This window comes from Escherichia sp. MOD1-EC7003, from assembly GCF_002965065.1.
Classification (GTDB): Bacteria; Pseudomonadota; Gammaproteobacteria; order Enterobacterales; family Enterobacteriaceae; genus Escherichia.
This window is the reverse complement of record NZ_PTRE01000142.1, coordinates 1-17,646: the sequence shown is the minus strand read 5'-3', so window position 1 is coordinate 17,646 and position 17,646 is coordinate 1. Positions and strand designations below refer to the sequence as shown.

The window sequence follows — 17,646 nt, the reverse complement described above, 5'->3', positions numbered from 1 at the left end:
GACATGTGTCATTCCTTTTTGATTGTATATTACTGGAATGACACAGAATTTCTAACACTCCCCGACTGCCGGATGCGGCGCAAACGCCTTATCCGGCCTACATTTTGCCAGCAAGCCGTAGGCCTGATAAGACGCGAAAAGCGTCGCATCAGGCATCAATACACGACTTATCTATGTTTACCACATCAAATCATCAGGCACTTTGAAGTCGGCATACGGATCGTCTTCATCCTGCTCTTCGGCGCTGAGCGCGCTGTGCAACACAATACTGCTGGCATCACGCTGAGCAATTTTATCAGCAACGCTGGCGGGAATAATGGCGTATTCACCTTCGCTATTGTTATCGACCAACAAGCGGGCAATCGCCAAACGACCATTAATCAACTGCGTCTGTGTGAGCTTATCGACAAAAATCTTCTTAATCAGATTGCCATCGGTAAAGTTAAAACCGATATCGCCATTGGCAATGGTGATTCGGTTCATTTCAATGAGCTGCTTCACCTGGGCTTTATATTCTTTCGCCAACGCCGCTTGTTTTTGTTGCTCGCTAAGCTGTTTATCACGCTCAAGCTGCGCCTTTTTATTTTCTTCTACCGCCGCCCGAGCTTCACGCGCCTGAACGCGCGATTTTTTCGCCGTTCTCTCGACCTTCGCCGCTTTTTTGCTGGTGACTAATCCTGCTTTGAGCAACTGCTCTTGTAAGGTAAGTTTTGCCATCTTTATTTTCAAACCCGCTGAATAATTTTTAGCGAGTATACATGTAAACGCCGTAGGTGTATTGGGGGCAAGTCCCTTTCGCCTTTCCTTACCGTTTATCGTGGTTCAGCAACATGTTGGCAGCAATTATGCCAACCACATTGCCCGACGTATTAACCTCCAGCTGGATTACCTGCGGCAAAACATTGCGCAACAGCATGATCTCGCGCCATTTTATAAAGCGGCTGGTTTGAGTATCGCCGATTGGCTCATCACGAACGCTTACGCCGTAGCCTGGAACTGTAGAGATCCCGTCAGTTGTCCGTTGAGCGGATAGCCGCTGAGGTGAGTTTTCTCTCACCTGTGACCTGCCTCAGCATTTTAAATCTCACTTCGGCGTCAGCCCCGCCGAATGGCGCAAAACCGTTCGTGGTATGGCATGATAGCGCCCGGAAGAGAGTCAATTCAGGGTGGTGAAGGTGAAACCAGTAACGCTATACGATGTCGCAGAGTATGCCGGTGTCTCTTATCAGACCGTTTCCCGCGTAGTGAACCAGGCCAGCCACGTTTCTGCGAAAACGCGGGAAAAAGTGGAAGCGGCAATGGCAGAGCTGAATTACATTCCCAACCGCGTGGCACAACAACTGGCGGGCAAACAGTCGTTGCTGATTGGCGTTGCCACCTCCAGCCTGGCCCTGCACGCACCATCACAAATTGTCGCGGCGATTAAATCTCGCGCCGATCAACTGGGTGCCAGCGTGGTGGTATCGATGGTAGAACGAAGCGGCGTCGAAGCCTGTAAAGCGGCAGTGCACAATCTTCTCGCGCAACGCGTCAGTGGGCTGATCATTAACTATCCGCTGGATGATCAGGATGCCATTGTTGTAGAAGCCGCCTGTGCTAATGTTCCGGTGTTATTTCTTGATGTCTCTGACAAGACTCCCATCAGCAGTATTATTTTTTCCCATGAAGACGGTACGCGACTGGGCGTGGAGCATCTGGTCGCATTGGGTCACCAACAAATCGCGCTGTTAGCGGGCCCATTAAGTTCTGTCTCGGCGCGTCTGCGTCTGGCGGGCTGGCATAAATATCTCAAACGCAATCAAATTCAACCGATAGCGGAACGGGAAGGCGACTGGAGCGCCATATCCGGTTTTCAACAAACTATGCAAATGCTGAATGAAGGCATCATTCCTACTGCGATGCTGGTTGCCAACGATCAGATGGCGCTGGGCGCAATGCGCGCCATTACCGAGTTCGGACTACGCGTCGGCGCAGATATCTCGGTAGTGGGATACGACGATACCGAAGACAGCTCGTGTTATATCCCGCCGTTAACTACCATCAAACAGGATTTTCGCCTGCTGGGGCACACCAGCGTGGACCGCTTGCTGCAACTCTCTCAGGGCCAGGCGGTGAAGAGCAATCAGCTGTTGCCCGTCTCACTGGTGACACGAAAAACCACCTTACCGCCCAATACGCAAACGGCCTCTCCCCGCGCGTTGGCAGATTTATTAATACAGCTGGCGCGACAAATTTCCCAACTGGAAAGCGGGCAGTGAGCGCAACGCAATAAATGTGAGTCAGCTCACTCATTAGGCACTCCAGGCTTTACACTCTCTGTGTCCGGCTCTTATGTTGTGTGAAATTGTGAGCGAATAACAATTTCACACAGGATACAGCTATGACCATGATTACGGATTCACTGGCCGTCGTATTACAACGTCGTGACTGGGAAAACCCTGGCGTTACACAACTTAATCGCCTTGCAGCGCATCCTCCTTTCGCCAGCTGGCGAAATAGTGAAGAGGCCCGCAATAATCGCCCTTCCCGGCAGTTGCGCAGTCTGAATGGTGAATGGCAATTTGCCTGGTTTCCGGCACCAGAAGCGGTGCCGGAAAGCTGGCTGGAGTGCGATCTTCCTGACGCCGAGACTGTCGTTGTCCCCTCAAACTGGCAGATGCACGGCTACGATGCGCCCATCTATACCAACGTGACCTATCCCATCGCGGTCAATCCACCGTTTGTTCCCGCGAAAAATCCGACAGGTTGTTACTCGCTCACATTTAATGTTGATGAAAGCTGGCTACAGGAAGGCCTGACGCGAATTATTTTTGATGGCGTTAACTCGGCGTTTCATTTGTGGTGTAACGGGCGCTGGGTCGGTTACGGACAGGACAGTCGTTTGCCGTCTGAATTTGACCTGAGCACATTTTTACGCGCCGGAGAAAACCGTCTCGCGGTGATGGTGCTGCGCTGGAGTGACGGTAGTTATCTGGAAGATCAGGATATGTGGCGGATGAGCGGTATTTTTCGTGACGTCTCGTTACTGCACAAACCGACCACACAAATCAGCGATTTCCATGTTGCCACTCACTTTAATGATGATTTCAGCCGCGCCGTACTGGAGGCAGAAGTTCAGATGTGCGGCGAGCTGCGCGATGAGCTGCGGGTGACGGTTTCTTTGTGGCAGAGTGAAACGCAGGTCGCCAGCGGCACCGCGCCTTTCGGCGGTGAAATTATCGATGAGCGTGGTGGTTATGCCGATCGCGTCACACTACGTCTGAACGTCGAAAAACCAGAACTGTGGAGCGCCGAAATCCCAAATCTCTATCGTGCGGTGGTTGAACTGCACACCGCCGACGGCACGCTGATTGAAGCAGAAGCCTGCGATATCGGTTTCCGCGAGGTGCGGATTGAAAATGGCCTGCTGCTGCTGAATGGCAAGCCGTTGCTGATCCGCGGCGTTAACCGTCACGAACATCATCCTCTGCATGGTCAGGTCATGGATGAGCAGACGATGGTGCAGGATATTCTGCTGATGAAGCAGAACAACTTTAACGCCGTGCGCTGTTCGCATTATCCGAACCATCCGCTGTGGTACACACTGTGCGACCGCTACGGCCTGTATGTGGTGGATGAAGCCAATATTGAAACCCACGGCATGGTGCCAATGAATCGTCTGACCGATGATCCGCGCTGGTTACCCGCGATGAGCGAACGCGTAACGCGAATGGTGCAGCGCGATCGTAATCACCCGAGTGTGATCATCTGGTCGCTGGGGAATGAATCAGGCCACGGCGCCAATCACGACGCGCTGTATCGCTGGATTAAATCTGTCGATCCCTCCCGCCCGGTGCAGTATGAAGGCGGTGGAGCCGACACCTCCGCAACCGATATTATTTGCCCGATGTACGCGCGCGTGGATGAAGACCAGCCCTTCCCGGCTGTGCCGAAATGGTCCATCAAAAAATGGCTTTCGTTGCCTGGAGAACTGCGCCCGCTGATCCTTTGCGAATACGCCCATGCGATGGGTAACAGTCTTGGTGGTTTCGCTAAATACTGGCAGGCGTTTCGTCAGTACCCTCGTTTACAGGGCGGCTTCGTCTGGGACTGGGTGGATCAGTCGCTGATTAAATATGATGAAAACGGCACCCCGTGGTCGGCTTACGGTGGTGATTTTGGCGATACGCCAAACGATCGCCAGTTCTGCATGAACGGCCTGGTCTTTGCCGACCGCACGCCGCATCCGGCGCTGACAGAAGCAAAACACCAACAGCAGTTTTTCCAGTTCCGTTTATCCGGGCGAACCATCGAAGTGACGAGCGAATACCTGTTCCGTCATAGCGATAACGAGTGCCTGCACTGGTCGGTGGCGTTGGATGGCAAGCCGCTGGCAAGCGGTAAAGTGCCTCTGGCTGTCGCTCCACAAGGTAAACAGATGATTGAACTGCCTGAACTGCCGCAGCCGGAGAGCGCCGGGCAACTCTGGCTAACGGTACAGGTAGTGCAACCGAACGCGACCGCATGGTCAGAAGCCGGACACATCAGCGCCTGGCAGCAATGGCAACTGGCAGAAAACCTCTGTGTGACGCTCCCCTCCACGTCCCACACCATCCCGCAACTGACCACCAGCGAAACAGATTTTTGCATCGAGCTGGGTAATAAGCGTTGGCAATTTAACCGCCAGTCAGGCTTTCTTTCACAGATGTGGATTGGCGATGAAAAACAACTGCTGACGCCGCTGCGCGATCAGTTCACCCGTGCGCCGCTGGATAACGACATTGGCGTAAGTGAAGCGACCCGCATTGACCCAAACGCCTGGGTCGAACGCTGGAAGACGGCAGGCCATTACCAGGCCGAAGCGGCATTGTTACAGTGCTCGGCAGATACGCTTGCCGATACGGTGCTGATTACGACGGTCCACGCGTGGCTGCATCAGGGGAAAACCTTATTTATCAGCCGGAAAACCTACCGGATTGATGGACACGGAGAGATGGTCATCAATGTGGATGTTGAAGTGGCGAGCGATACACCGCATCCGGCACGGATTGGCCTGACCTGCCAGCTGGCACAGGTTGCAGAGCGGGTAAACTGGCTCGGATTAGGGCCGCAAGAAAACTATCCCGACCGCCTTACTGCGGCCTGTTTTGACCGCTGGGATCTGCCATTGTCAGACATGTATACTCCGTACGTCTTCCCGAGCGAAAACGGTCTGCGCTGCGGGACGCGCGAATTGAATTATGGCCCACACCAGTGGCGCGGCGACTTCCAGTTCAATATCAGCCGCTACAGCCAACAACAACTGATGGAAACCAGCCATCGCCATCTGCTGCACGCAGAAGAAGGCACATGGCTGAATATCGACGGTTTCCATATGGGGATTGGTGGCGACGACTCCTGGAGCCCGTCAGTGTCAGCGGAATTCCAGCTGAGTGCCGGTCGCTACCATTACCAGTTGGTCTGGTGTCAAAAATAATAATAACCGGGCAGGCCATGTCTGCCCGTATTTCGCGTAAGGAAATCCATTATGTACTATTTAAAAAACACAAACTTTTGGATGTTCGGTTTATTCTTTTTCTTTTACTTTTTTATCATGGGGGCCTACTTTCCATTTTTCCCAATTTGGCTACATGACATCAACCATATCAGCAAAAGTGATACAGGTATTATTTTTGCTGCTATTTCTCTGTTCTCGCTATTATTCCAGCCACTGTTTGGACTGCTTTCTGACAAACTCGGGTTGCGCAAATACCTGCTGTGGATTATTACCAGCATGTTAGTGATGTTTGCGCCGTTCTTTATTTTTATCTTCGGACCACTGTTACAATACAATATTTTACTGGGTTCGATTATTGGCGGTATTTATCTCGGCTTTTGTTTTAATGCTGGTGCACCAGCGGTAGAAGCATTTATCGAGAAGGTCAGCCGTCGCAGTAATTTCGAATTTGGTCGCGCGCGGATGTTTGGCTGTTTTGGCTGGGCGCTGTGTGCCTCGATTGTCGGCATCATGTTCACCATCAATAACCAATTTGTTTTCTGGCTGGGTTCTGGCTGTGCACTCATCCTCGCCGTTTTGCTCTTTTTCGCCAAAACGGATGCCCCCTCTTCCGCTACAGTTGCCAATGCGGTAGGCGCCAATCATTCGGCATTTAGCCTTAAGCTGGCACTGGAACTGTTCAGACAGCCCAAACTGTGGTGTTTGTCGCTGTATGTTATTGGCGTTTCCTGCACCTACGATGTTTTTGACCAACAGTTTGCTAATTTCTTTACTTCGTTCTTTGCCACCGGTGAGCAAGGTACGCGGGTATTTGGCTACGTAACAACAATGGGCGAATTACTTAACGCCTCGATTATGTTCTTTGCGCCGCTGATCGTTAATCGCATCGGCGGGAAAAACGCCCTGCTACTGGCTGGCACTATTATGTCTGTACGGATTATTGGCTCATCGTTCGCCACCTCAGCGCTGGAAGTGGTTATTCTGAAAACGCTGCATATGTTCGAAGTACCGTTCCTGCTGGTAGGCTGCTTTAAATATATTACCAGCCAGTTTGAAGTGCGTTTTTCAGCGACGATTTATCTGGTCTGTTTCTGCTTTTTTAAGCAGCTGGCGATGATTTTTATGTCTATACTGGCAGGCAATATGTATGAAAGCATCGGTTTCCAGGGCGCTTATCTGGTGCTGGGTCTGGTGGCGCTGGGCTTTACCTTAATTTCCGTGTTCACACTTAGCGGTCCCGGCCCACTTTCCCTGCTGCGTCGCCAGGTGAATGAAGTCGCTTAAGCAATCAATGTCGGATGCGGTGCAAGCGCCTTATCCGACCAACATATCAGGATGGAGTGATCGAAATGAACATGTCGATGACAGAAAGAATAAAAGCAGGCAAGCTATTTACCGATATGTGTGAAGGCTTACCTGAAAAAAGACTTCGTGGGAAAACGTTAATGTATGAGTTTAATCACTCGCATCCATCAGAAGTTGAAAAAAGGGAAAGCCTGATTAAAGAAATGTTTGCCACGGTAGGGGAAAACGCCTGGGTAGAACCTCCCATCTATTTCTCTTACGGTTCCAACATCCATATAGGCCGCAATTTTTATGCAAATTTCAATTTAACCATTGTCGATGACTACACGGTAACGATCGGTGATAACGTACTGATTGCACCCAACGTGACTCTTTCCGTTACGGGACACCCTGTACATCCTGAATTGAGAAAACACGGCGAGATGTACTCTTTTCCGATAACGATTGGCAATAATGTCTGGATCGGGAGTCATGTAGTCATTAATCCAGGCGTCACCATCGGGGATAATTCTGTTATTGGCGCAGGTAGTGTCGTCACAAAAGACATTCCACCAAACGTCGTGGCTGTTGGCGTTCCTTGTCGGGTTATTCGCGAAATAAACGACCGGGATAAGCAATATTATTTCAAAGATTATAAAGTTGAATCGTCAGTATAAATAAGCAGTGACATAAATGTCGGATGCGCCACGCGACGCATCCGACAATACCTTACTCTTCCATCGCCAGACGGATCTGATCCAACGACGCCGGATCATCAATGGTCGTCAGATCCCCAGGATCGCGTCCTTCGCAAATCGCCTGGATCGTGCGGCGCAGCATTTTTCCGGATCGCGTTTTCGGCAATTGCGAAACAAACCAGACGTGCGCCGGGCGGCCAAAGTTGCCAATCTGGCTGTCTACCAGCGCCATAATCGCCTTCTCTTGCGAGTGTGCCACCTCGCGGTCTTCCAGACTGTCGCTCTCTTTCGGAATGACAAACGCTACCGCCACTTGTCCTTTCAGCGCGTCTTTCACCCCAACTACCGCCACTTCGGCAACGCCCGGATGACTGGAGATACTCTCTTCAATCTCGCGCGTACCCAAACGATGCCCGGCAACGTTAATCACATCATCGGTACGCCCGAGAATAAAGTGATAACCGTCAGCATCGCGGATGCCCCAGTCAAAGGTGGCGTACACCGGGCGAGAAAATAGCGACCAGTAGGTCTTCACGAAACGGTCATCATCGCCCCAGATGGTCTGAATACACCCCGGTGGCAATGGCCCTTCCACTACCAGCATCCCTTTCTCGTTGACGCCGCATGGCTCGCCGGTAACTTCATTGAGTAACTGCACGTTATAGCCATACATCGGCACGCCGGGGCTACCCAAGCGCGTCGGCCTGTCGTCCAGACCGCGAGCAATCGCCATAATCGGCCAGCCGGATTCAGTCTGCCAGTAGTTGTCGATGACCGGCACATCCAGTGTATTGCTCACCCAACTGGCGGTCGGCTCGTCCAGCGGTTCCCCCGCCAGATAGAGCACTTCAAGCGACGAAAGATCGTGTTTACGAATTTCGGCAGTAGGGAATTTTTTCAATACGCGAATGGCGGTCGGGGCCGAGAACATGCGGCTAACCTGATATTTCTCGACGATTTTCCACCACACACCGCAGTCCGGCCAGGTCGGTAATCCTTCGTAAACAACGGTCGCCATCCCTGCCAGCAGCGGCGCGTAGACGATATACGAATGCCCCACCACCCAGCCAATATCCGACGCGCAAAAGAACACGCCCCCCGCTTTGCCGCCAAAAATGGTTTCCATCGAGGTCGCCAGCGCCACCGCATAACCGCCGACGTCACGCTGCACGCCTTTAGGTTTGCCGGTCGTGCCGGAGGTGTAAAGAATGCAGGAGATTTCGTTGGATTCCAGCCACGCCACCGGCACCCGCGCACCGATGTGCTGACGGCGCAATGACGCGAAATCCACATCCCGCCCGCCGACGCGCGCCATTTTCGCCAGCCCACGCTCCACCAGCAAAACGTGGCGTGGCGGGTGCTGCGCCTGACTTATCGCATCGTCGAGCAATTTTTTATAGGGAATGATTTTGCCACCGCGCGCTCCGGCATCTGCCGAGACAATCAGCACCGGTTTGGCATCATCAATTCGCGCCGCCACGCTGTGCGAGGCAAAACCCCCAAACACCACCGAGTGAATAGCACCAATGCGCGCGCAGGCCAGCAGGGTAATATGCGCTTCGGCAATCATCGGCATATAAACCAGTACCCGATCGCCACGCTGCACGCCCAGTGAGCGCAGCATCGACGCCACCGTGTTCACTTCGTCATACAGCTGGCGAAAGGTAAAGGTGCGCTCTTCTTCTGTTTCCGAAGAGACGGCAATCAGCGCCAGCGCTTCTGGCTGTTTCTCCAGCCAGCGATCGATGGCGTTGTGGCACAAATTGGTTCGGCCTTCACAAAACCAACGGGCAAAGGGAGGATTGCTGTGATCGAGCGTTTGCGTAAAGGGCGTCTGCCAGTCAATACGCCGGGCCTGCTCGTCCCAAAACTGCTCCGGTTCGTTAATCGAACGCTGATAAAACTCGCTAAAAGACATCATGCTCTCCTGTTGAACTTACGCCTTACCGCCGCTTACTTAAATGACGTACAGGTCGAGATACTCATTGACCGGCATCTGTTCCAGGCAAGCTCTGTCAAGAGAAACGTCCAGAATGCGCTGCTGCTGGCGAGTCGGGAACTGGCGCGCGAGGTTGATTTCGAATTTCTCGACCAGTTTCGGAATGCCGTCCTGACGGCGGCGAGCATGACCAATCGGGTACTCCACCACCACTTCGTCAAAGCGCGTGCCGTCGGTGAACTCAAGAGTAATGGCATTGGCGATGGCGCGTTTTTCCGGGTCGTGGTAGTCAGCGGTAAATGCGGGATCTTCAAAGCAATTGATCTTCTCGCGCAGGGCGTCGATGCGTTTATCTTGCGCAACGTTGTCTTCGTAATCTGCCGCCGTTAAGCGCCCAAACAACAACGGGATCGCCACCATGTACTGAATGCAATGGTCGCGGTCAGCCGGGTTATTAAGTGGACCCTTTTTGTCGATGATGCGAATACAGGCTTCGTGAGTACGAATGGTCACTTTTTCAATATCTGCCGCCGTTTTGCCTGCTACCTGCATTTGTTCATAGAGCGTCATCGCTGCTTCAACTGCCGTCTGGGAGTGGAACTCTGCCGGGAAGGAGATTTTGAACAGCACATTCTCCATGACGTAGGAACCGTACGGTCGCTGGAAGCGGAACGATTCGCCTTTAAAGGAAACGTCATAGAAGCCCCACACCGGCGCGGTCAGTGCTGACGGATACCCCATTTCGCCGGTTTTCGCCATCAGTGCCAGACGTACAGCGCGGGAAGTCGCATCGCCCGCCGCCCAGGACTTACGCGTGCCGGTGTTTGGTGCATGGCGATAGGTGCGCAGCGACTGACCGTCCACCCACGCCAGCGAAACAGCGTTGAGGATTTCCTCACGGGTCAGACCGAGCATTTCCGCCACCACGGCGGTGGAAGCCACCTTCACTAACAGAACGTGGTCGAGGCCGACGCGATTAAACGCATTTTCCAGCGCGATGCAGCCCTGGATTTCATGGGCTTTGATCATCCCGGTCAGCACTTGTTTCATAGTTAACGGCGCTTTACCGCTGGCGACCGCGTTGCGTGAAAGCCAGTCAGCCGTTGCCAAAATGCCGCCGAGGTTGTCGGAAGGATGGCCCCACTCTGCCGCCAGCCAGGTATCGTTGAAATCGAGCCAGCGGATCATCACGCCAATGTTAAATGCCGCCTGGACAGGGTCGAGCTGGAACTGAGTTCCCGGTACGCGCACGCCGTTAGGTACAACGGTGCCGGAGACAATTGGCCCCAGCAGTTTTTTACAGGCCGGGTATTCGAGAGCTTCCAGACCGCAGCCGAGGGTGTCGAGCAGACAGTAATGGGCGGTGTCGTAGGCCACTCTGGAGCTGATTTCGTAGTTCATGACGTAATCGACGATATCAACGATTTCACGGTCGAATTCCGGGCGAATGTTGTTGATTTGAGCTGACATTGGGTACGTTTCCTTATTGTTATTCGTAGAGGTTTACTGGCGCTTATCCAGCGCGACAAACTGGCGGTCTTCCGGTCCAACATAATTGGCAGAAGGACGGATAATTTTGTTGTCCTGACGTTGTTCGATAATGTGCGCCGCCCAGCCGGTGACGCGGGCGATAACAAACAGTGGTGTGAACATCTCGGTGGGAACGCCCATCATGTTGTAGGAAACAGCGGAGAACCAGTCGAGATTAGGGAACATCTTTTTGCTATCCCACATTACCGTTTCCAGGCGATTGGCAATGTTGTACATCTTCAGCGAGCCGCCTTCCTGCGAGAGCTGCTTCGCCACGCGTTTGATCACCTGATGACGCGGGTCGGCAATGGTATAAACCGGATGTCCAAAACCAATGACCACTTCTTTGTTTTCGACGCGTTTACGAATATCCGCTTCGGCTTCGTCTGGCGTTTCGTAGCGTTGTTGGATCTCCAGCGACACTTCATTTGCCCCGCCGTGCTTCGGCCCACGCAGTGCGCCAATTGCGCCGATAATGGCTGAATACATGTCAGAACCGGTGCCTGCAATCACCCGGCTGGTAAAGGTGGAGGCGTTAAACTCATGCTCTGCATACAGCACCAGTGAAATATGCATCGCCTTTTCCCAGCTCTGCGACGGCTTTTCGCCATGCAGCAGATGCAGGAAGTGACCGCCGATAGAGTCATCATCAGTTTCCGGCTGGATGCGTTCGCCGTTGTGGCTGTAGTGATACCAGTAGAGAAGAATAGAGCTAAGTGACGCCAACAGTTTGTCGGCAATATCCCGCGTGCCGGAGACGGTATGCCCCTCTTTTTCTGGCAGCGTGCAGCCGAGTGCGGAAACGCCGGTACGCATAACATCCATCGGGTGTGACGCCGCTGGTAAGGCTTCCAGAACGGTACGCACATTAGCCGGTAAACCGCGCAGGGCTTTCAGTTTCGTTTTGTAAGCGGCGAGTTCATCACGGGTCGGCAGTTTGCCGTGGATCAGCAGGTGCGCCACTTCTTCAAATTCGCAGTGTTCTGCCAGATCGAGAATATCGTAGCCGCGGTAATGCAGATCGTTGCCGCTTTTCCCCACGGTACAGAGCGCCGTATTGCCCGCCGGAACGCCAGAAAGTGCCACCGATTTTTTCGGTTTAATGACATGGGTACTGTTTTGCAGGATCGTTGTGTCGCTCATGTTGTCCTCGTCATTGTTATCATTTGTAGGGTCGAGATTGTTGTCGGATGCGACGCCATGCGTCTTATCCGACCTACCGTTCAGCACTCCCGTAGGCCTGATAAGCCGCGTCAGCAGCGCATCAGGCATCGATTGTCGGATACAGCCAACGGGCGTTTTTTATTTCGCCTGGCTACGGGCAAACAGGTCGTCGAGCTTCTCTTCGTACTGGTAGTAGTTGATGCTTTCGTACAGTTCGTTGCGGGTCTGCATGGTGTCGATGACGCTTTTCTGTGTGCCTTCCTGGCGCAGGACGTTGTAGACATGTTCAGCGGCGCGGTTCATGGCGCGGAATGCTGAAAGCGGGTAGAGCGCCATTGCGACATGGGCGCTGCGTAATTCATCGGTGGTAAACAGCGGTGTTGCGCCAAATTCGGTAATGTTGGCGAGGATTGGCACCTGCACCGCATCGGCAAACTGGCGGTACATGGCGAGTTCGGTAATCGCCTCCGGAAACAACATCTCGGCACCCGCTTCAACGTAGGCCTGTGCACGCTCGATCGCAGCGTCCAGCCCCTCTACAGCCAGCGCATCGGTGCGTGCCATGATCACAAAATCAGGATCGGTTCTCGCATCCACCGCCGCGCGGATCCGATCCACCATCTCCTCTTTCGAGACGATCGCTTTATTCGGGCGATGACCGCAGCGTTTCGCGCCAACCTGATCTTCAATATGCAATCCCGCCGCACCGGCTTTGATCATCGATTTCACGGTGCGCGCAACGTTAAAGGCCGAAGAGCCAAAACCGATATCCGCATCGACCAGCAGCGGCAGCGAGCAGACGTCGGAGATACGGCGAATGTCGGTCAGCACATCATCAAGAGTAGAAATACCAAGATCGGGCAGTCCCAGCGACCCTGCCGCCACGCCACCGCCGGAGAGATAAATTGCCTGATATCCGGCACGCTGCGCCAGCAGTGCATGGTTAGCGTTGATGGTGCCGACAATCTGCAATGGATTTTCTTTAGTCAGTGCAGCGCGAAACGCTTTACCTGGAGAGTGTAGAGACATAGCCATCCTTTGTTATCAACTTGTTATTTATGTTGATAAACACAAAGCAAGGGATGTGCCACAATTGCCTGAATAAAATTAAATGCTTAATTTCAATTTGTTAGAGATAAAGTCATGAATTAATCCGCAAATATGCGTTTCAGTTAACGTTTCAGACACTGTTTCACCGCGTTTCATTGCAACAATTATGAAACAAGACTAAACCCAGTATTCGGTTTCTTAACTATTAGGGCGCTATGGCACATCCACCACGGCTGAATGACGACAAACCGGTTATCTGGACAGTATCGGTGACGCGGCTGTTCGAGTTATTTCGCGATATCAGTCTTGAGTTTGATCACCTGGCGAACATCACGCCAATTCAGCTTGGCTTTGAAAAAGCGGTGACCTACATCCGCAAGAAACTGGCCAGCGAACGCTGCGACGCCATCATCGCTGCTGGCTCTAACGGCGCATATCTGAAAAGCCGCCTGTCGATGCCGGTGATTCTGATTAAACCGAGCGGCTACGATGTGTTACAGGCACTGGCAAAAGCGGGCAAACTCACCTCTTCTATCGGCGTTGTCACCTATCAGGAAACCATTCCGGCGCTGGTGGCGTTTCAAAAAACCTTTAATTTGTGCCTCGATCAACGTAGTTACATCACGGAAGAGGACGCCCGCGGGCAGATTAACGAGCTAAAAGCCAACGGCACCGAGGCGGTGGTCGGCGCGGGGCTGATTACCGATCTGGCAGAAGAAGCCGGAATGACCGGTATTTTTATTTATTCTGCCGCCACCGTACGTCAGGCGTTCAGCGATGCGCTGGATATGACGCGCATGTCGCTGCGGAACAATGCCCACAACGCTAACCGCAACGCCCTGTGTACTCGTTACGTGCTGGGCGATATGCTCGGTCAATCACCACAGATGGAACAGGTGCGGCAGACTATTTTACTCTATGCCCGCTCCAGTGCGGCGGTGTTGATTGAAGGGGAAACGGGGACGGGCAAAGAGCTGGCGGCCCAGGCGATTCATCGGGAATATTTTGCCCGCCACGATGCGCGGCAGAGCAAAAAGTCGCATCCGTTTGTTGCCGTCAACTGCGGGGCGATTGCCGAATCGCTGCTGGAAGCGGAGCTGTTTGGCTATGAGGAAGGAGCGTTTACCGGCTCGCGACGCGGAGGTCGCGCCGGGCTGTTCGAAATTGCCCACGGCGGTACGCTGTTTCTTGATGAGATTGGCGAAATGCCGCTGCTGTTGCAGACTCGACTGCTGCGGGTGCTGGAAGAAAAAGTGGTCACTCGTGTCGGCGGGCATCAGCCTGTTCCGGTGGATGTGCGGGTTATTAGCGCCACTCACTGCAATCTGGAAGAGGATATGCAGCAAGGGCGGTTTCGCCGTGACCTGTTTTATCGGCTGAGTATTTTGCGCCTGCAATTGCCGCCGCTACGTGAGCGGGTGGCAGATATTCTGCCGCTGGCAGAAAGCTTTTTGAAAGTGTCTCTGGCAGCGCTCTCCACCCCGTTTTCTGCTGCGTTACGCCAGGGATTACAGGCAAGCAAAACCGTGCTCTTGCGCTACGACTGGCCAGGAAATATTCGTGAACTGCGCAATATGATGGAACGACTGGCGCTGTTTTTAAGTGTGGAACCGACGCCGTATTTAACGCCGCAATTTTTGCAGCTGCTACTGCCGGAACTGGCGCGCGAGCCAGTGAAAATTCCCCCTCCCCTCTTGCTGACACCACAACAGGCACTGGAAAAATTTAATGGTGATAAAACAGCAGCGGCGAATTTTTTAGGCATCAGCCGGACGACATTCTGGCGGCGGCTGAAAAACTGAACTGCCGAATGCAGCGCGAACGCCTTATCCGGCATAAATTTCAATAGTTGATTATCACCGATAAACTTACACATCGGGCATATTTACATAGGGTTAAGAATTACTTCTTCTTATAAATATTTGCCGTGCCGTGGATCTTATTGTCAGTCTGGCCGGAGGTCAGTACCAACACATCAGCTCCTTTTTCATCCGCTTTTTTGATCAAATCTTCTTTCGCATCTGCGGTCGACATTTCATTACTGGTTGAAATATCACCTATTTTTTCATATTGCGATGCAACCTTTTCAAATTCCGCTTTGGTCATTAATTCTGCGGCATAGACGTTGGTAACGGCAAAGGCTAACGCACCGACTAACATTTTAGAGATTATTTTCATATTACGGCTCCAGAGTTGTTATCACACTATCACCCACCCACATTATTGGGTTGATTAATAATTAGTTCAGCCAGGGCATAAACGCCAGTAACCGGAAATAAGACACTTTGTGATCTCTCTCGCACCCGATTACTTTTGGTAGAAATATGATGAAGTTACTTCACTTATTTATGGATGAAATCACTATGGATCCTTTGCACGCCGTTTATCTGACCGTAGGACTGTTCGTGATTACTTTTTTTAATCCGGGAGCCAATCTTTTTGTGGTAGTACAAACCAGTCTGGCTTCCGGTCGACGTGCAGGGGTGCTGACCGGGCTGGGTGTGGCGCTGGGCGATGCGTTTTATTCCGGGTTGGGTTTGTTTGGTCTGGCGACGCTAATTACGCAGTGTGAGGAGATTTTTTCACTTATTAGAATCGTCGGCGGTGCTTATCTCTTATGGTTTGCGTGGTGCAGCATGCGCCGTCAGTCAACACCGCAAATGAGCACACTACAACAACCGCTTAGCGCCCCCTGGTATGTCTTTTTTCGCCGTGGATTAATTACCGATCTCTCTAACCCGCAAACCGTTTTATTTTTTATCAGTATTTTCTCAGTAACATTAAGTGCCGAAACACCAACATGGGCACGTTTAATGGCCTGGGCGGGGATTGTGCTCGCATCCATTATCTGGCGAGTTTTTCTTAGTCAGGCATTTTCTTTACCTGCTGTGCGTCGTGCCTATGGACGTATGCAACGCGTTGCCAGTCGGGTTATTGGTGCAATTATTGGTGTATTCGCACTACGCCTGATTTACGAAGGGGTGACGCAGCGGTGAGCAGATAATGCCCCGTCCTGAATAGCCAAACAATGGCAATGTTCTATCCACCTTGCAGGTGGAAGCCTTTCTGAACCAAAGAGTATAGCGTATTTTAACGTGCTTATTTAAAGGATAATATCTGTCTCCTAATTCCTGCACTCTATTAGATATCCATTGGATTAATCGTGCATTATCTCTGTTTGTTTTTATGTCCATAATAGAGAGTAATAACATCACTAAATAACTGATCCTAATACCGCTACACTTTAGCCTACCCATGATTTCCTCCGGGGAATGGGCTAACGGTTTCCATAAAATGGCGAACCTTTTTCAGCAGTTGCCACATTGAACGGCACTGGTGATTTCGGGTTATTGTCTCATAAAGTGCCTGCCACAACCGTTCGACATGATTGACCCACGGCGAGTAAACTGGCTGATAAATTACCGTGAACTTTGGATTTGCTTTCAGCCAGCGCAACGTTTCACGGCTTTTGTGGATGATGTAATTATCGACAATGAGCGTAATCGTTTTGGCCCGCCGGTATGTCGCTTTCAGATGTTTTAACAGACTGATAAATAAGGACGAACTTTTACTGTTCCCACCAACGTAGCTCACTCTTCCCGTATCGCTGTGCAGCGCACCGGCAAGATAGTACTTTTCATTCTGGCCCGGCGTCACAACGCGCTTTTGCTGCCCACGTAGCTGCCAGTCTGCGCCAATTTTGGGATTGAGGTGAATATCCACTTCATCATCAGCATGGCGGTGAGCCGCCGGGCGTGGTTTTTGTCCTTTGTTTTATGGATAGTTTTCTGCATCAGGCGTCGTTCGGTTCTGGGTATTGGTGCTATCATCGTCATTGCTCAGTCCGGTGGGTGATTTGGGATATTCAGCGATTGAGCAGATCGCATAAACCGGACTGAGTTCCCCCAGAGTGATCTCCTATTCCGAGCAATTATTTAGGGCTCCTGGCTATAGTTACTTGTTCTTTCCCGCTCACGGTTAGCAATGGCCAGTGATCAACTGCGTAAGCCGTGCGTATTTATCCCAGAACGTGGAACAATATCAGGTCTACGCTAATAAACTCAATTTATTCGGTTAGCATGTACGAAAAGGGGGCTTATAACGAGTACAAAAATAAGTCAGACCAAAACCGCGTGGAGCTTTAAACACGGTTTTTATAATTTATTAGCAGCGATTCATTTTTACTCTTATTTAATTAATCATTACACTTAAATATTTTTATCGCAAGACAATCACTTCTCTAACATCTCATTCATCAAAAATTGATAAGAAAAAATTGACGGTAAATCTTCACAAACAATTAAAGCATTAACACACCTTCAAATAAATAGACAAAAATAAATAATTTTAAACCCACAAAAAACAAATAATTATTCAAGAGAACATCTTTAATTTATTGGCAACGTCCCTGGACGATATTATACCTACAGCTAAAAAACAAAGAAGATCTTCTGATGATATATATTTACACATTATCATTATTAATTTTAGGAAATTTCTATTTT

The 17,646-nt window shown here is 51.5% G+C and carries 12 protein-coding genes and 3 pseudogenes; 7 read left to right on the top strand and 8 right to left on the bottom strand.

Features of this window, described 5'->3' with window-relative positions; translation table 11 throughout:
- Positions 1 to 177: 177 nt before the first annotated feature.
- Entirely contained in the window at positions 178 to 717 is a 540-nt protein-coding gene (locus A7090_RS21210) for a DUF2058 domain-containing protein (RefSeq protein ID WP_001096710.1), read from the bottom strand.
- Positions 718 to 817: 100 nt separating this feature from the next.
- Here A7090_RS21210 and A7090_RS26790 point away from each other — a divergent pair.
- The 5 genes and pseudogenes from A7090_RS26790 to lacA all read left to right on the top strand — a co-directional run.
- Positions 818 to 1,139: pseudogene (locus A7090_RS26790) on the top strand (helix-turn-helix domain-containing protein); the annotation flags it as partial.
- A 36-nt stretch (positions 1,140 to 1,175) separates the two neighbouring features.
- Positions 1,176 to 2,258, top strand: a complete 1,083-nt coding sequence (gene lacI / locus A7090_RS21200; RefSeq protein ID WP_105275429.1) for a DNA-binding transcriptional repressor LacI — start codon at positions 1,176 to 1,178, stop codon at positions 2,256 to 2,258.
- 122 nt (positions 2,259 to 2,380) lie between these two features.
- Entirely contained in the window at positions 2,381 to 5,455 is a 3,075-nt protein-coding gene (gene lacZ / locus A7090_RS21190; protein ID WP_105275428.1) for a beta-galactosidase, read from the top strand.
- Between the two features lie 51 nt (positions 5,456 to 5,506).
- Complete coding sequence (gene lacY, locus A7090_RS21185) at positions 5,507 to 6,760, top strand: lactose permease (RefSeq protein WP_105275427.1); 1,254 nt, start codon at positions 5,507 to 5,509, stop codon at positions 6,758 to 6,760.
- A gap of 65 nt (positions 6,761 to 6,825) precedes the next feature.
- Entirely contained in the window at positions 6,826 to 7,437 is a 612-nt protein-coding gene (gene lacA, locus A7090_RS21180; protein WP_105275426.1) for a galactoside O-acetyltransferase, read from the top strand.
- Between the two features lie 52 nt (positions 7,438 to 7,489).
- Here lacA and prpE read toward each other — a convergent pair whose 3' ends face one another.
- The 4 genes from prpE to prpB all read right to left on the bottom strand — a co-directional run bounded on the left by prpE (position 7,490) and on the right by prpB (position 13,120).
- On the bottom strand, positions 7,490 to 9,376 hold the full coding sequence (gene prpE / locus A7090_RS21175) for a propionate--CoA ligase (RefSeq protein ID WP_105275425.1): 1,887 nt from the start codon (positions 9,374 to 9,376) through the stop codon (positions 7,490 to 7,492).
- 39 nt (positions 9,377 to 9,415) lie between these two features.
- Positions 9,416 to 10,867 (bottom strand): 2-methylcitrate dehydratase, encoded by a 1,452-nt coding sequence (gene prpD, locus A7090_RS21170; protein WP_105275424.1) that lies wholly within the window; start codon positions 10,865 to 10,867, stop codon positions 9,416 to 9,418.
- Positions 10,868 to 10,900: 33 nt separating this feature from the next.
- Positions 10,901 to 12,070: a bifunctional 2-methylcitrate synthase/citrate synthase gene (gene prpC, locus A7090_RS21165; protein ID WP_105275423.1), complete on the bottom strand. Its 1,170-nt coding sequence runs from the start codon at positions 12,068 to 12,070 to the stop codon at positions 10,901 to 10,903.
- A gap of 159 nt (positions 12,071 to 12,229) precedes the next feature.
- Positions 12,230 to 13,120, bottom strand: a complete 891-nt coding sequence (gene prpB / locus A7090_RS21160) for a methylisocitrate lyase (RefSeq protein WP_105275422.1) — start codon at positions 13,118 to 13,120, stop codon at positions 12,230 to 12,232.
- Positions 13,121 to 13,356: 236 nt separating this feature from the next.
- Here prpB and prpR point away from each other — a divergent pair, with 236 nt between their 5' ends.
- On the top strand, positions 13,357 to 14,943 hold the full coding sequence (prpR, locus tag A7090_RS21155; RefSeq protein ID WP_105275421.1) for a propionate catabolism operon regulatory protein PrpR: 1,587 nt from the start codon (positions 13,357 to 13,359) through the stop codon (positions 14,941 to 14,943).
- 100 nt (positions 14,944 to 15,043) lie between these two features.
- Here prpR and yahO read toward each other — a convergent pair whose 3' ends face one another.
- Positions 15,044 to 15,319 (bottom strand): DUF1471 family periplasmic protein YahO, encoded by a 276-nt coding sequence (gene yahO, locus A7090_RS21150; protein ID WP_000691951.1) that lies wholly within the window; start codon positions 15,317 to 15,319, stop codon positions 15,044 to 15,046.
- Positions 15,320 to 15,465: 146 nt separating this feature from the next.
- On the opposite strand from yahO, the gene A7090_RS21145 reads away from it, so the two are divergent.
- Positions 15,466 to 16,137 (top strand): LysE family transporter, encoded by a 672-nt coding sequence (locus tag A7090_RS21145; RefSeq protein ID WP_105275420.1) that lies wholly within the window; start codon positions 15,466 to 15,468, stop codon positions 16,135 to 16,137.
- Positions 16,138 to 16,215: 78 nt separating this feature from the next.
- On the opposite strand, the pseudogene A7090_RS26785 reads toward A7090_RS21145, so the two are convergent.
- Positions 16,216 to 16,359, bottom strand: a pseudogene (locus A7090_RS26785) (hypothetical protein); the annotation flags it as partial.
- A 31-nt stretch (positions 16,360 to 16,390) separates the two neighbouring features.
- Positions 16,391 to 16,873: pseudogene (locus tag A7090_RS21135) on the bottom strand (IS630 family transposase); the annotation flags it as partial.
- Between the last annotated feature and the right edge of the window lie 773 nt (positions 16,874 to 17,646).